Here is a 14,906-nt window from a genome sequence, read left to right as displayed (position 1 = left end):
GCACCAGCCCAGGGTCGCTGGCCGATGCCATCACAGCAAGGCAAATAGCACCAGACACAAACCCGCCCAGTGGTCATTTGTCAGACAGGCCGTAGACCAGCGCGCGACAGGTCCCGGGGGATGCTCGACTGGGCTCGTCCGATTTCGCGTTGAATCGCATGCCGTTCAGCGCAGTTGCTCGGGCCACCCCGGTTCCCGCACCGTGGGAATGTCGCCGGGGAACACCCCTGGCTACCGACACGGCACCTCGGGTTCGGCCCTCCTCAGCCTACGTGGCTGTCGTGCTGCGAACATCTGGAGACTTACTCCGCAGCGTGCCGCGCTCGGCGCTTGGCCGACGCCATGCAGCCGCTGTTCGTTGCGAGGCAACCCCTTGCACGCCCAGATGGACATCGCCCCGAGCGCGCCTTTGCTCAGGCGGTGCCTGCCGCTGATCTGGGAGACCCGCCTCTCGCGAACCGGATCAAGCAGTTCACCGCGGGGAAGGCCTGCGCATTACTCCTCCTGGCTCGGCCGGTGCGAGGAGAGGAGCGCGGCGATGAGCTCCCGTCGGCTGCGGACGCCGAACCGGGCGAAGACGGCTGTCAGGTGCTCCTGGACGGTGTAGGCGGAAACGTGGAGCCGCTCCACGATCTCGCGGGTCGAGCAGCCCTCCAGCACAAGGGCGGTCACCCGATTCTGCGCCGGGGTGAGGCCGTGCGCGGCCAGGATGAGGGATCCGACCTCGGCGGCGGGGGCAGGTTCGACGACCACGCCGATCTGCTCCCCCGCGGGGCCCCGCAGCCGGGTGGCGTGCAAAGACAGCCACTGACCATCGCTCGTCCGCAGCCGGACAGATCCGTGGCGGTCCGCCGCGGTCGGCCCCGGCACGTCATCGGGTGTGGCCAGGTGCGCGGCGACGGAGTACACGGGTACGGGCAGTCCCACGATCCGGGGGCCGCGCAGCCGGGCGAGCCACTGCTCAGCGTCCGGGCTGATCGAGACGAGGGCGAGCTCCTGGTCGAGCACGATCACGCCGGGGGTGCCCGGTGTTGCGGGCCCCTCTCGCCTCAGCGTCTCCTGGACGACGGTACGGCGCAGGCCCTCGGCCAGGTGCGGGGCGAGCTTCCTCAGTACATCGAGGTCCTGGCCGCCGAAGCCTGCCTCCCCGTCGGCCCGGTGCAGGCACAGCACGCCCCAGCAGTCGCGCCCGGCGGTCAGGGCGGCCCGCAGCTCATCGCCCAGGCCCAGACCGGCCATGATCTCCCGGTAGCGGGCGCTCTCGCAGCGCTGCCCCCGGGTGGCCCGGTCCAGCGATGTGACCGTGTCGGGCCCTCGGGCGAGCGCGGTGAACTTGTTGACGTCTTCGCGCCCGTACTCGTTGTCCAGGAAGAGGGAACCGACGCCGTCCAAGGGCTCCTGGGCCGCCATCGAGGTGAACAGCAGGCTCGCCGGATCCACGGACGCGAAGAAGACGGCCTCCACCGGGAGGATGTCCGGCAAACGGCGTAGCACCTCGATGGTCAGCTCGGGCAGGTCCAGGCCTGCGTAGCAGCGGTCGATCAACCGCTCGACGCGTCGCTCCGGGATGCCGGTGGCCATGACGTCGACGCTACGCCGATGTCGGCGTCGGCACGAGCCCGAGCTGGCGCGCCAGTCCGAGGTCGTCCAGACGGCCCCAACGCTCCACAATCCGGCCGCCCCGGACCCGGAAGATGTTGATCCCCTTCAGGACCACGGTGCGCCCGTCACCCACGACGCCCATCACCTCGCCCTGCTGGGTGCCGGAGGCGGTGAACTGCTCCACCACCAGCTCCCCCTCGCCGACCAGGAAACCCAGGTCGGAGTGCCAGTCCGGAAACCCCCGCCGGAACAGGGCGCCTGCGGCCCTCATGCCCTCCCGGTCAGGGCTGACGCCGACCGGGGGGTCGTGATCGACGAAGTCCTCGGCGAGGTAGACGTCGACGGCCGACAGGTCACCCCTGGTGAACAGCGCGTCGATGAAAGCGGTCACGGTCTGCTTGTTCTGCTCAATGGTGTCCATACAGAAAATCCTCGGCGCACCAAGTCGGGTCCGGAACCCCAAGTCTTTGGGGTATCCCCGCGGGCCTGGCTCAGGGTGCCCGGCCGGTGCGCGGCTGCATCCGATCCGCTTCCTTGCCGGCGCCGGCTCCTCTCGGGCACTCAGTGACATCCTCGGCCTGGGCGATGAGCAGGGCGACGTCATCGCACTCGTCCGCGTGCCGAAGCGCGTTCACCAACCAGCAGCATGCTTCCGGAAGGGGCCGTCACGGTGGTCGAGGGCGCGCAGCAGCGCGTCAAGGCGGGCGCCGGATAGGGCCAATCGTGTCGGGTTTCGACGAGGCCGTCGGTGTACTCGCGATCAGCGCCCGGCGGAGCCGGGCCCGGTCCCGCCTCGATCCCTGCCTGGTGACGCTAGCTGACGTCGATCACCGAGATCGCCCCCCATTCCCCGGCTGCCCGGCCCTCCAGCCGGCAGGAGAACGGCGACCAGGCGTCATCGTGGTCGGGATCCGGCGTGCGGCCGACGGCGTACTGGTCCAGCAGATCGTGGCCGAGCTGCGGGACGTCGTCGAACAGCAGACACGCGGGCAGTTCACGATCGGGGACCGGGCCCTGGAGATCGAACCGATGAGGCAGCGAGGCGGCCCGGTCGCAGAGCCCGAGTACACGGTCGAGCAGTCGATGAAGCGGCTGGCCGACGACATCGGACTGAGCGTCGCCACGGGCCTTCTTGGGGCACAGGCGGCTCACGAGACACTTTTCGGACCTGATGATATCGGGCTGAAACGTGACACAGCACCCTTGTAGTGAGGGCCGGATTGTGTACTGGGCAGGGTGAAGCGCTTTCAGACAATCCATCTGGCATATTCCAGGGCGGAAGGGAACGTTCCTCACCTCGAGGCGGGCGATTCACCTCCCTTTAAGTCCGTTCTGCAGGCGTGAAGAGGTAGGGCCGATTCCAGCTGGCATGGGAAGTGGGTTGGAGGGAACATCGCGCCGGTTTGCGTGTCTCTTGTGACAGCTTGTGTGCCGCCTGTGACCGCTGGGGTTACGGGTTCTGACTTCCTGTGGGGGGAAGCTGATGCACTTACGTGCTGCACGCACGTCGTCTCGGCGTGCCCGGAGATCACCCAGAACCGCTCTCACCGCCGCCCTCACCACCGCGGCCTTGGTCGTGACCGCCGCACCCGCTGTGGCGGCCCCTTCTGAACCGCCCCTGCCCAAGCCGGAAAGCCCGTGGACGAAGCCGACGAAGGTCGACGTCCCGGTCACGCCGGCCGGCGTGACCAAGGCGCCGGCCTCCGTGGCCGAGACCGAGGTGTCGTCGGAGGTGGCCGCCTGGCGAACCGTCCAGAAAGCCCGCATCACCGGCAAGCCGGACTCGGCCCGGACCGCCGCCGCGCAAGAGCTGCCGTGGGTGCCCGAGGGCCAGGGGCAGGTGCCCTGGCACCGCCTCCTGGACACCCGCCTCCACGATGCCCTGGTCGCCCGGGTGAACCTGTCCAACGGCAACCTGATGCTGGCGGCCACCGACTTCGACATCGCCGGAGTCGGCCAGAAGCTGCAACTGGCCCGCACCTACAACTCGTTGGAAGCCCCCTGGGGCAAGATCTCCCAGCGCTGGTGGCAAAGCTACGAGCGCTACCTCCAGGTCAACGACGGCGAGGCGGACGTCTTCGACGCCACCGGCGACTCACTGCGCTTCAAGGAAACCAGCACCGGCGGCTACACCACCCCGACCGGCTACTCCAAGGACCTGAAGAAGAACGCGGACGGCACCTACACCCTGACCGACCGCAAGTCCGGCAGCCGGGACGACTACGACGCGAACGGCACCCTGACCAAGGTCACGGACAAGAACCACGGCACGATCACCGTTGACCAGCACGACGAGACCGGTGAGTACAAGGGCTTCAAGCTGACCGAGACCCGCTCGGGCCCTGGATCGACCTGGTCAAGACGTATCCGAACCAGTGGCAGGCCAAGGACCACACCGGCCGTACCGCCGTCTTCGACCTCGATCCCTCCGGCTTTGTGGCCAAGGTGACCGACACGGCGGGCAAGGCCACGGGTTACGGGTACGACGGCGACGGCCGGGTGACGAAGGTGACCACCCCGGAGGGCACGGTCACCGTCTTCACCTACGACGACCAGAACCGCGTCACCTCCATGCTGCGGGCGACCGAGTCCACTAGCCCGCACGAACGAGACCTGGACTGACTACAGCCAGATGTCCGCCGTCACGGTCTCCGGCACCAACTACGACCTGGTCCACGCGGGCACCGACAACTCCGAACGCACCAAGCTCGGTTCGACGTGGTTCCACCACACCGCGCTCGGCCTGGCGTCCACGACCACCAATGGCGTCGACACCGGATTCATCCGCGAACCGGCGGGCACCTTGAACTCCATGACGACTGGGGGGAAGTCCTACTACTACCTCACCGACGCCACCGGCAACGTGCTCGGTCTGGTCGACGACGCCGGCAAGCGCACCCACACCTACGCCTACGGCCCTACCGGCCTGCCCCGCGGCACGACCACCGAGGCCGAGCCGCAGCCGTTCCGCTACAGCGGCGCCTACCTCGACCCCACTGGCCTGTACAAGATGGGCGCCCGCTACTACGACCCCCAGATCGGCCGCTTCACCCAACCCGACCCCTCCGGGCAAGAAACCAACCCCTACCTGTACGCGGCGGGCGACCCCGTCAACCAGACCGATCCCACGGGCCTCGACAGCCTCTTAGGCGCTGTGGCAGGTGCCGCCGTCGGCGCCGTCGCGAGCACATTGCTCGACGGAGTCCTCGGTCCGGTGGTGGGCGGAGCGGCCGGCGGCTGCGCCGGAGGTGCGGTGACGGCGCTCATCGACGGTTCTTCGGTCGGGAAAGCCTGCGCAGTTGGTGCCCTGACCGGTGCCGTGTCCGGAGGCGCTGGCGCTGTCACCAAAAGCTTGAAGGCGGCCCGCACCGGGTCGTGACCGTTGCCTCCCCGGACCCGGTGCGGCCGGCGCCGGGGAGGCCCCCGCAACCCGACCGGAAGGTCCGCATGAACTCTTACCGTGGTCGTTTAGCGGTCGTCCTGACAGGAGTCGCCGCGTTCTGCGTGGTGCTGTTCGTCTTCGTACCCTGGGCTCAGGACAATATGAACGGCGCCGCACGAACCGTTCTCGGCATCGTGCTCCTGGTGGCCCTCCTTGTTGCCCTCTTTTGCGGATGGTCTTGGGCGAACAGGGCTCGCCGCGGTCGGCCGGAAACTCGGTGACGATTGGCACACCGAGGGAGAAACAGGTGAGTCCAGGGGCGAGCAGCTGACCACGGCGACGACTGTGCCCCAGCTCACCGCGATCGAGACAGCGATCGGGAACACCGCACAGCGGTTGACCGTTCATCTGTATGTGGCTGGCGGAGGGGACAGTGTCCCCGGGCCTCACCCTCCGCCCATGGGGACGATCGTCCGGCTGAAGCCCCATGGAGCACCCCGCCGAGAGGCGACCGCCCTCCGCACGCCACCACCCACGGCCCCGGCTGGTCTCCCCCGTCCAGCCGGGGCCTTCCCATGCCGACGGCCGACGCAGACCCCTCAGGGACATTCCGGCGTACGACACGCACCGCCTTCCAGTCGCCTCTTCAGCCGAGGTGAAGGACGGTCAGGGCCGTGGTCCAGTCGGTGACGATGGCCTGCTGCGCGGCCGCGAGCGGGACCTGGCCCTTGCAGACCGCGGTATGCAGCTTCGTCTCCACCGGGTCCTTCTTGTTGTTCACCCCGGCACCCTTCTTGTGGCCGGGGTCGGCAGGCTCCACCCAGAGGTTGCGCGGATCGTTCGGATCGCCGCCGAGCTGCAGGCTGATCAGGTGGTCGTACTCCGCGTCGCCCATGCGGCCGGTGTAGCCGTAGGAGGCCGCGTTGAGTCTCTTCTCCTTGCCCGTCACATACGCGGAGGGACGCACGCCGGAGGTGTAGCCGCCCTTGCGGCATATCGTCGACTTCAAGTTCGCCTGCGTGACTGCCGGGGAGATGGCGCCCGGCGTGCAGGTGGGGTCTTCGAGGGGCTCGCCGTGCTCCGACCGGTAGTGGCACGAGTGGGCGGCCGGCTGCTGCTGCACCGTGTAGTGCTTCTGCGGGCCCGCCCCGACCGCGATCGCCCGCCCTGCTCCGGCAGCCGCGCCGGGCTCAGAGTTCTGGGTCTTGGAGGGCGTCGGTGTGCCGAGTTGGACGGACGAACAGCCCGTCATCAGGAGGCAGACGAGCAGGACGGGCGGTATGGCACCGCGGAGAGGAGGCATGACGATCCCTTCACAGGCAGGCGACGGCTGAGCAGATGCTCCCCCACCACCACCTGATCTGACGCACCGGGGTACCGCGCACAGGTGCACGGCCGCCTTGCAGCCCTCGGCCAACCCGAGACTGTCTCGACCCGGCGCCCGCGCCACCCCGCACGCTCCCCCTCCCCCACCACCACACGGACACGACCTGCACCAACGGCCAATGATGTGACTTACCGGACGGCATCACCATCACGGAGCTTCCAGTTGATCTCGCTACCCGCGAGCTGACAGATGCCGGCCGTTGACGCTCGGTGAGTGCCTTGCTGAGAGGCTGGACGCACGGACGGCGGCAGGCCGCGCACGCCTTCAAGTCTGGCCCCGTCCAGGTTTGCCTGTTCGCGTCCGTCGACGCTCTGTTGAACGAGGAGCCGCACCTGCCGCCTCCGTCGGAGCGTGCCCGGCTGCGTGAGGCCGCCGGTATCACCCAGGCCCGTCTCGCCGCGCGTTGAAGACCACGACTCAAATCGGTGAAGAACTGGGAGAAGGGCCGCTCGGAGCCGAAGTCGCCGCGCCTGGATGCCTACCAGCGGCTGCTGAAGGGGTGAGCGGCGAAGTATCCGGCCCCCGGCGCCGTCTCGGCTGCCGCGACGGCGTCCGGCGTGGCGGCGGGACCGGCTGCGTCTGCGGTGGAGACGGCAGACGCCCCGTGCTCAACGGTGACGAGGCCGCGTACGGCGTCGGCGGGATCGTGCTCGACTGCCCCGCTGCCACCGTGGTGGAGCTGGTGGAGTGGACGCTGCGCGAGTCCGGGCTCAGTGCGCCGCGCCTGCACCGCAACGGCAAGGACAGCGACCCGCTGATCGTGCTCACCGCCGCGGCCGCCGCGAAACTTGGGCTGCCCGAGCGCCTCGAGGGGCACGAGGGCCACGAGCAGCGCCGCTCCCGCGCCTTGCGGAGAATGACCCGGTGGTGAAGGCGAAGTGGCGACTCACCCAGCGCGAGTTGGGCCCCTGGGCAAGGATCCACCGCAAGGCCCAGGGGCACGAGCAGCAGTGCGTACAGCTCGCGGTCCTGTCATGCGACGCCCTCGATGAGCGTTCCTGGCCGGCAGTTGCGGAGATGGAGCCGGCCGACATCGCCCGCGTCCTCGGCACCTACGACCAGCGGGTCATCACCTACACGCCACAGACGGGCAGCGGGTCCGTCTCGCTGTAGATCGCGGTGTCCTTCATCCATCCCCAGTTCCCGTTGTCAGCCTGGGTCCACTCCCACCGGTTGGGGTGTGGGCCGCCGACGTAGCCGCCGTTGTCGGAGCGGCAGACGAACCAGGACGGGTTGGAGTACATGTACCCGACGACCGCGCCGCTGCTGGCGTAGACGGGCGCGCCGGAAACGTTGTTGCACCACCAGTGGGAGGCGCTGTACCAGCAGCCGGCCGCGAGGGTGTCGACGGAGGCGACGGTAGCCCCACTGATCGTGGGAGGAGCACCGGTGGGGGCGACGGCCCGGCCGCCCTCCACGGAAGCCGACGCGGCGGACGCGGCGCCGGTCAGGGCGAGTGCGACGACTGCGGTACAGGCTGCGGCTGCGCCTGCCATCTTGCGGATCAGCATGAGTCTCCCCGATTCACGTACGGTGGTCACGGACTTGGTCCAGGTCTGAGGACTGCGGGGCGGGTGATGCCTCCCCCGCGACCGTCCCAGCCCTTCGCCGCTCCAGGTTGGGACAGCCGACTGCACCGGCACCACACGTTGAAGCCCTGCCTTAAACGGATTCCGTCCAGCGGTTGTGGGCTGGTGTGCGGAACGCACCGTAGAGGAGATCCGGGAGGCGTTCGGGCGGCGGTGCTGGATCCATTTCATGGCGCACGCCGGTGCGATCGAGGTCCGTGACATCGGATGGGCGGGCTGATCACTTCCCCTGTCGGTCGGCGTTCGAGGAGTGCCGGGCGGCTCGCGCCTCCTCAACGCTCTGCTGCGACGCGGTCATGAGTCGGTCAGCGGTGGCGGAGTTCGTCAGCCCAGTTCCGGAGCTGGACTTCCAGGACCAGGTTGTCGCCGCGGGCCGCGGTCTGGAGCAGCTGGGCGCACACAGTTGCTTCGGCGGCGAGGCCGGCCGGACTGCCGAGCACGCGGAAGGCAGCGCGGACGCGGGCGGCGGTGTCCGGCTGGAGCAGCGAGTAGGCGTAGAGCGTGGCGCCGTCGAACCCCTCTGGAGCTCGCCCCCAGCCCTCCCAGTCCAACACCTTCAGCGGTGCTGTGATGTTCGCTGCTGCCGTACGGCAACGCGCTCAGTAGCGACCATCCACACCTTCTCCAGCATCCTGGCGAGATCGGCCCACCAAGAGTCCGGCCGCTGGATGTCGCGATTGGAGGATCGGGTCGTCGGACAGGACCCGCTGGTCGACGCGGGCCGACAGATCTGCTCGGTAGGCAGTGCCGTTGTCGAAGGCGTCGTGCACCCCCAGAAGCGCGGGCCGGTGCCGTGGAAAGGTCGCCGAAAGCGTGCTGTGCGCCTAGTGCTCTGACCTGGGAGGTTCTCCGGGTTCGCGGGTCGCTGGGTGCCAAGACGACTTCCGACGATGTGGATCCGCCCATACGATCTTGAGTCCGGACCATGGATGTCGGAGGGCGACGATGGAAGAGCCGCAGATACGCCTCGGCAACGATGACGTATGGCTGGAACTGGCTCGGCCCCGTTCGGACAGCTGGCAGATCACCGCAGATTGGTCCTCATGCCTGACAGCTGACTTCACCGCGGATCTCAGCGCTGCGGAGGTGGTGGATTTCGTGGCCCGCATGCTCTCTCACCTGCGCGCGCCGTCGGGTGGACGCTTTTCGGCGGCGGTGACCCCTGGCCGGAACAATCCGCTGACCTTGCAGGCGGAGCCGGTCGGGGACGGTTTCGCCCTTTTCGTGCGCATCACGCCCAACGGCGACGACGACGTGTGCCATTTGCAGATGGAGATCGACCCGATCGCCACGTTGGAACTGCGTGAGACATTCAGTGCGCTGCAGGCGGCGCTGGTGTCTGAACCGCCGGAACGTTTGGTCAGGCTGCCGTCGTGAGCGGGTGTTTGCCCCAGCGGATGCCCTCTCAAGACCGCAGCCTGACCACCCGGCGAACCAATGCGGTCAGAGCACTGGGTCGGTGCGCAGGGCAACGAGGTCGACCGGCGGGCGGGTGGGCGGCTGCTCCTGGGCGAAGAGGAACAGTTGCTCGGCTGGCTCGGTCGGGTGCGTGGTCGGGCCGTACAGAGGGCGGCCGGTGCGGCGTGCGGTGCGCAGCCGGGCGGTGAGGACGCGGGTGGCGATGACGGCGCGGTCGTGGCGCAGCGGCACGCGTGGGATCGCCCACTCCCCCGGCTGAAGCTCAGGAAGACAGCAGCGGGGTCGGCGGCCGGCCTCCGGGCCCGGACAGGACAGCGGCCGGTGTCCGGGAGCGGCGGGGCTGCGGGTGCCCGCCGGGCGGTGTAGAGGCGGTAGCCGGGTTCCTCGCCGCGCTCGGTGCGGGCCTCGGTGATGTCGGTGCAGTGCGCGGCGAGTGCCTCATTCACGATCCGGTCGTCCAGGCCGGGTTCGCGGCGGTGGCCGCGCAGGACGAGGGCGTGAGGTGGCGGCGTGCTTCGGTGAGTAGGTGGCTTCGGTGGAAGCAGCCGAACGGACAATCGAGCCGCCTCGCGCGTTGGGAAATATCTCCGTCTGGCTGCCGTCGGTCGCCGCTGGGCCGCCACAATGGGTGGTGCTTCTGCGCGACAACTCATCAACGGGGGACGCATGCAAGACGACGCTTCGATCAGAGGTGGCAGCGCGAATGGCGTGATGGAGGTGTTGCTGGTCATCGCCCCCGACCCCGAACTGGACGGGGAGGCCGTCGAGCGGCCGGTGCGTCAGTTGCGAGCCGAGATCACCGGGCTGGACGTCGAATCGGTCCGCCCCGGCCCCGCAGGCATGGTTCCTGACGGCGCGAAGGGCACCGACCCCCTCACGCTGGGGGCGATCGTCGTAGCGTTGAGTGCGTCCGGTGGGGTGTTCACCGCGCTCGTTGATACCGTGCGGGACTGGCTCGCGCGGTCCTCTGCACGGCATCGCGTCTCGGTGACCATCGACGGCGACACAATCGAACTGGAGCGTGCGTCCGACTCCGAGCGCCAGGATTTGATCGCTGCGTACATCCGCCGCCACACGGGCAGTTAGCCGTGGGACGCCGACTCGCCCTGCTCATTGCCACGTATGAGTACCAGGACACCGCGCTACGGCAGTTGACCTCCCCGGCGCATGACGCGGAGGCGCTCGCCGAGGTCTTGAAGGATCCCGACATCGCGGGGTTCGAGGTCACCACGTTGATCAATGAGCCGCATCATCGGGTCGGCGAGGCCATCGGCGACTTCTACCGCGACCGGCGCCGCGACGACCTGACCCTGCTCTACTTCACCGGCCACGGTCTCAAGGACGATGACGGGCAACTCTATCTGGCGATGTCCAACACCCGCCGGGACAGCCTTCTGTTCACCGCGCTGCCCGCCGAGCAGATCGACCGGGCCATGACCGGCTGCCTATCGCGGCAGCAGCTACTGATCCTCGACTGCTGCTACAGCGGGGCGTTCCCGGCCGGGCGGATCGCCAAGGCCGACACCGCGGTGCACGCGCTGGAGCGTTTCCAGGGCCGCGGCCGCACCGTGCTGACCGCTTCCGACGCCACCCAGTACTCCTTCGAGGGCAACCAAGTCCACGGCGAAGCCGCCCAGTCGGTGTTCACTCGCCACCTGGTGGCGGGCCTTCGGGACGGCAGCGCAGACCTCGACGGCGACGGCGACATCACCGCCGACGAGCTCTACAGCTACGTCCATGACCGCGTGGTGCAGGAGATGCCGCAGCAACGGCCCAAGAAGCAGGACAACGTCGAAGGCCGCACCATCGTCGCCAGAAACATCAACTGGACGCTGCCGACCTACCTGCTCAATGCGATCGGCAGTCCGATCGCCACTGATCGACGTGCCGCCCTGGACGGGCTCGCCCACCTGTACCGGATCGGCAACGACACAGTCCGCCGACGTGCCCACGAGGAGATGCGGCGGCTCACCGATGACGACAGCCGACTCGTGTCGGCGGCGGCAACCGCGCAGTTGCAGTCCCTCCTTCCCGAGGTGAGGGAAACCCCTGGCGAGTCAACGCCCCAAGCCGGGCCCGAGGTACCCGATCCCGTGGAGCGGATGAGTGAGACGCCCGGCCCTGTGACCGACGCGCCGGCGACGGAGGCGCCTACCTGCACTCGGCCCGGCCCGGCGGCTCCGCCCCACGCACCCGCGTCTGCCGCGTGGCGTGACGTACCGCGCCGTACGATCCTGCTTGGCGCACTCGCCGCCGTAGCCTCTGTCGGCGGTGCCTCTACCGCAGTCGTCCTGTACAACCGCGACAACGAGACCGACTCGACCAACGCGACGCCACCCGATCCCGTCACCTCGGTGTTGTTCAGCCCGGACGGCAAGACCCTGGCCACCGCCAGCTATCTCGAACCGGTCGTCCTGATGTGGAATCCGGCCACGGGGCGGCGGGTCACCACCGTCAGCACCGGTGACCACAGCGGTGTCTACTCAATGGCCTTCAGCCCGGACGGCAAGACCCTGGCCACTGCCAACGGAGACAACACGATTCAGCTCCTGGACCTGCGCACTCGCCGCACCATCAGAACGCTCACCGGCCACACCAGCAACCCCGCCACCGACGGGACCGGCGGCAGCGCAGTCCTGGCGGTGGCGTTCAGCCCGGACGGAAAAACCCTCGCCAGCGGTGGCGTGGACCATACGGTCCGGTTGTGGAAAGTTGCCACTGGCCGAAGCACCGCTACGATCACCGACCACACCGAACGGATCAACTCGGTGGCGTTCAGCCCGGACGGCAAAACCCTCGCCAGCGGCAGCGACGACAAAACCGTCGGTCTGTGGAACGTGTCCGACGGCCGTCCCATCACCACAGTCACTGGCCTCGACGCGTCCATCGGATCGGTGGTGTTCAGCCCGGACGGCGGGACACTGGCGATCGTCCCCGGGCACCCCGTCACGTTGTGGCATGTGGCCACAGAGCGCACCACCTCCTTCGGAGACTCCAACAGCAGGGTCGACGCAGACGCAGTGGCCTTCAGCCCGGACGGCAAGACCCTGGCCATCGGTAACTACGACGGGACAGTCGTCCTGTCGGACCTCGCCACCACCCGCACCACGGCCACCTTCAAGGGACACACCCGCGAAGTAGTCGCGGTGGCCTTCAGCCCCGACGGCAAGACCCTCGCCACCAGCAGTTTGGATGGCACCGCCCGGCTCTGGGACCTCACCACCAGCCGCCACACCTTCACGTTCTCTGAACCTAGCCCGACTCCATCGTGAACGGTGAGCCCGGCGGCAGGGCCTGTACCGTTCCGTCACGCCGAACTCCCGGTGCGCGATACGACGAATCGTCGGTGCGCACTGACCGCGCCGCTGCGCATCACACGGGCTCGCCGGGACCCTGGCTGCGCGGCTGGTGCGGGAGCTGTGCAGTCTGCTCGCCCTGTCGGTGCGCGCGGTGCGCCGCCCGGATCCTCCCTTCGCGGCCAGCGAGATGACCATCTCGTCGACGACCGTCAGGCGCTTCTGCCTCTTCTTGACGATCTTCGGTTCGAAAGAGCCGTCCCGGTCGCGGGGCACGGTCCATGCGAAGCCTCTGGTGGAGACGGTTCTCTTGGTCGAAAACCCATCTACCAGGGGCTTCATCCGTCTGTCAGGCCAACTACCCAGCAGTCATGCGAGGTTGGCAGGCGCTCGATAACGCCAATGGCGCCTGGCCTCACCTTCCTTGTGGAGAACCGGGCTGCCTGCTCCGATGAGTTCCGGCCACAGGAATGGTCCAACTTCCGAAACGACTATGAGGAGTGATCCGAGTGGACCTCTACAGCGTCATGTGCGTGAGTAACCGGATCAAGGCACTGGAGTGGTTCGAGGTGTTCTTCGGGCGCCCGGCGGACGAGACCATTGGTGAGGAGTACCTGTGGCGGGTCGGCGAGAACGCGTGGGTCGTCGTTGACGATCGAGACGTGCGCGCTGAGCGGGTAGGCGGAGCCATGATCACCCTCGGCGTGCACGACCTCGACGACATCCTGGCCCGACTCACCGCACACGGGATCGACCACGAACCCCTCGAGACCTACAGCAACGGGGTACGCCACGTCGTCGTCCTGGATCCCGACGGGAACAGCCTCTCGCTCGCCGAGGCACCCACCCAGTGAGCCTCTTTCAACCTGCGCGGTACTGGATCACACTGCATCCGACCTGCTCAAAATGAGGTTGGAAAACGCTCAGTCTCACGACTGTGTCCTAATCCGCAACTAACGACGAATTGCGGCTCGTGCGGTGACGAAATACCGGTCGCGGAGTCAGCTGTCTCCATAGCGCTGGATTCTGGAGACGTCCGCAAGGAGACCTCGGAGCGCACCGACCATGACCAGCAGAGCGGGCCCACGTCTGTCAACGGCCCGATACCACTGATCTGGTTTCAATGTGCCTATCCGCCCTCCCGAGGTCTCGGAGAGTAGCGGGCGGGCTTCGGGTATGGCGAACCAGAAGGGTGAGAACGCTCCCAGGGTGGCAGTCGGGAGCGGCCGACCGTCGAGGCAGGCCTCGATGTCCGCGCGCATTTCGTCGGCGGACTGATAGCGGTAGTCCGGGTTCTTGGCCATTGCCTTCAGCACGATCGCGTCCATCTCGGGCGTGATCTCGGGGTCGAAGGCCGACGGGGGTTGGGCCTCTTCACGGACGTGCTGGTAAAGGACCGCGACAGGAGAGTCGCTCACGAAGGGGGGCCTCACCGTGAGGGACTCGTACAGCAGGCAGCCCGTCGAGTACAGGTCAGACCGCGCGTCCACCCGCTCGCCCATCGCCTGCTCCGGCGTGAAATACTCGGCGGTGCCGATCACGGCCGCCGTCTGGGTCATCGTCATGCCGGAGTCGTCCATGGCGCGAGCGATGCCGAAGTCCATCAGCTTGACCTGGCCGTCGCGCGCCAGCATGACGTTGGCCGGGCTGATGCAGCAGTGGACAATAGCGTTGCGGTGGGCGTATTCCAGGCCTTGGAGGATGCAGATGGTCAGCTCCATGGCGCGCTCCGGCAGCAGCTTGCGGCCACTGTGGAAAAGATCATGGAGCGTGACGCCGTCGACGTACTCCGTGACGATGTACGGAGTCGAGACCTCGTCGATGTAGTCCTCGCCCGTGTCGTAGACCGCGATGATCGCGGGGTGGTGGAGCGAGGCGACCGACTGGCCCCTGTGGCAGAACAGGACCCGGGAGGTGGGGTCGCGCGCGAGGTCCGCGCGTAGCGTCCTCACCATCACGGTGCGGCCGAAGCGGATGTCGTGCGCGAGGTAGACCTCGGTCATGCCCACACGGTCGAGCACTTGGCCCAACTCGTACCGGCCGCCGAGGCGTCGCGGCTCGTGCAGGCCGCCGAACGCCTGGCCGAGTTCGTACCGGTCAGGGAGGCGAGGCTCGATTTGCCGGGTGCTCAGGACTGACCGCGCAACCACGATTTGCCCTTGTTGCCGCCCCCAGAACTGCGGGCTCTGCCTGACCTCCGCGACAAGCATCTCGTGGCAGACGTAGTCGTA

At 68.0% G+C, this 14,906-nt stretch carries 10 protein-coding genes and 5 pseudogenes; 7 read left to right on the top strand and 8 right to left on the bottom strand.

The features are described 5' to 3' along the window. Positions 1-495: 495 nt before the first annotated feature. Positions 496-1,581: a LuxR C-terminal-related transcriptional regulator gene (locus ABZT93_RS38560; protein ID WP_356113476.1), complete on the bottom strand. Its 1,086-nt coding sequence runs from the start codon at positions 1,579-1,581 to the stop codon at positions 496-498. 10 nt (positions 1,582-1,591) lie between these two features. Continuing rightward, complete coding sequence (locus ABZT93_RS38555; RefSeq protein WP_356113474.1) at positions 1,592-2,023, bottom strand: ester cyclase; 432 nt, start codon at positions 2,021-2,023, stop codon at positions 1,592-1,594. 476 nt (positions 2,024-2,499) lie between these two features. Here ABZT93_RS38555 and ABZT93_RS38550 point away from each other — a divergent pair. Together ABZT93_RS38550 and ABZT93_RS38545 are read left to right on the top strand one after the other, a co-directional pair. After that, a pseudogene (locus ABZT93_RS38550) lies at positions 2,500-2,718 on the top strand (hypothetical protein); the annotation flags it as partial. A gap of 460 nt (positions 2,719-3,178) precedes the next feature. Then, positions 3,179-4,981: pseudogene (locus ABZT93_RS38545) on the top strand (RHS repeat-associated core domain-containing protein). A 649-nt stretch (positions 4,982-5,630) separates the two neighbouring features. Here the strand turns inward: ABZT93_RS38545 and ABZT93_RS38540 are convergent. Beyond that, complete coding sequence (locus ABZT93_RS38540; RefSeq protein WP_356113472.1) at positions 5,631-6,287, bottom strand: hypothetical protein; 657 nt, start codon at positions 6,285-6,287, stop codon at positions 5,631-5,633. 509 nt (positions 6,288-6,796) lie between these two features. On the opposite strand from ABZT93_RS38540, the pseudogene ABZT93_RS38535 reads away from it, so the two are divergent. After that, a pseudogene (locus ABZT93_RS38535) lies at positions 6,797-7,445 on the top strand (transcriptional regulator); the annotation flags it as partial. Here ABZT93_RS38535 and ABZT93_RS38530 read toward each other — a convergent pair. Continuing rightward, positions 7,445-7,882 carry a hypothetical protein gene (locus tag ABZT93_RS38530; RefSeq protein ID WP_356113470.1) on the bottom strand — a complete coding sequence of 146 codons (438 nt, stop codon included), beginning with the start codon at positions 7,880-7,882 and terminating at the stop codon, positions 7,445-7,447. The pseudogene ABZT93_RS38535 and the gene ABZT93_RS38530 sit on opposite strands and share 1 nt — an antisense overlap. 383 nt (positions 7,883-8,265) lie before the next feature. Next, entirely contained in the window at positions 8,266-8,514 is a 249-nt protein-coding gene (locus ABZT93_RS38525) for a hypothetical protein (RefSeq protein WP_356113467.1), read from the bottom strand. A 391-nt stretch (positions 8,515-8,905) separates the two neighbouring features. Here ABZT93_RS38525 and ABZT93_RS38520 point away from each other — a divergent pair, with 391 nt between their 5' ends. Next, a complete protein-coding gene (locus ABZT93_RS38520) occupies positions 8,906-9,337 on the top strand; it encodes a hypothetical protein (RefSeq protein WP_356113465.1) in 432 nt (143 codons plus the stop codon). 66 nt (positions 9,338-9,403) lie between these two features. Here the strand turns inward: ABZT93_RS38520 and ABZT93_RS38515 are convergent, their stop codons facing one another. Continuing rightward, entirely contained in the window at positions 9,404-9,610 is a 207-nt protein-coding gene (locus ABZT93_RS38515) for a hypothetical protein (protein ID WP_356113463.1), read from the bottom strand. A gap of 435 nt (positions 9,611-10,045) precedes the next feature. Here ABZT93_RS38515 and ABZT93_RS38510 point away from each other — a divergent pair, with 435 nt between their 5' ends. Next, positions 10,046-10,465 carry a hypothetical protein gene (locus ABZT93_RS38510; RefSeq protein WP_356113461.1) on the top strand — a complete coding sequence of 140 codons (420 nt, stop codon included), beginning with the start codon at positions 10,046-10,048 and terminating at the stop codon, positions 10,463-10,465. 2 nt (positions 10,466-10,467) lie between these two features. Next, on the top strand, positions 10,468-12,651 hold the full coding sequence (locus ABZT93_RS38505; RefSeq protein ID WP_356113459.1) for a caspase family protein: 2,184 nt from the start codon (positions 10,468-10,470) through the stop codon (positions 12,649-12,651). 174 nt (positions 12,652-12,825) lie between these two features. Here the strand turns inward: ABZT93_RS38505 and ABZT93_RS38500 are convergent. Beyond that, positions 12,826-13,017: pseudogene (locus tag ABZT93_RS38500) on the bottom strand (transposase); the annotation flags it as partial. A 167-nt stretch (positions 13,018-13,184) separates the two neighbouring features. Between ABZT93_RS38500 and ABZT93_RS38495 the strand changes: the two are divergent. Beyond that, a complete protein-coding gene (locus tag ABZT93_RS38495; RefSeq protein ID WP_356113457.1) occupies positions 13,185-13,529 on the top strand; it encodes a VOC family protein in 345 nt (114 codons plus the stop codon). A gap of 345 nt (positions 13,530-13,874) precedes the next feature. Here ABZT93_RS38495 and ABZT93_RS38490 read toward each other — a convergent pair. Further along, positions 13,875-14,741: pseudogene (locus ABZT93_RS38490) on the bottom strand (protein kinase); the annotation flags it as partial. Positions 14,742-14,906: the final 165 nt, after the last annotated feature.

The sequence above is a fragment of the Streptomyces sp. NPDC005303 genome (genome assembly GCF_040607335.1).
Classification (GTDB): Bacteria; Actinomycetota; Actinomycetes; order Streptomycetales; family Streptomycetaceae; genus Streptomyces.
This window is presented reverse-complemented; position numbering and strand designations above follow the sequence as displayed.

Bases quoted from the DNA above. Each gene is read 5' to 3' on its own strand.
- ABZT93_RS38540 (WP_356113472.1), bottom strand. From the start codon at position 6,287: ATGCCTCCTCTCCGCGGTGCCATACCGCCCGTCCTGCTCGTCTGCCTC.
- ABZT93_RS38530 (WP_356113470.1), bottom strand. From the start codon at position 7,882: ATGCTGATCCGCAAGATGGCAGGCGCAGCCGCAGCCTGTACCGCAGTC.
- ABZT93_RS38560 (WP_356113476.1), bottom strand. From the start codon at position 1,581: ATGGCCACCGGCATCCCGGAGCGACGCGTCGAGCGGTTGATCGACCGC.
- ABZT93_RS38555 (WP_356113474.1), bottom strand. From the start codon at position 2,023: ATGGACACCATTGAGCAGAACAAGCAGACCGTGACCGCTTTCATCGAC.
- ABZT93_RS38510 (WP_356113461.1), top strand. From the start codon at position 10,046: ATGCAAGACGACGCTTCGATCAGAGGTGGCAGCGCGAATGGCGTGATG.
- ABZT93_RS38520 (WP_356113465.1), top strand. From the start codon at position 8,906: ATGGAAGAGCCGCAGATACGCCTCGGCAACGATGACGTATGGCTGGAA.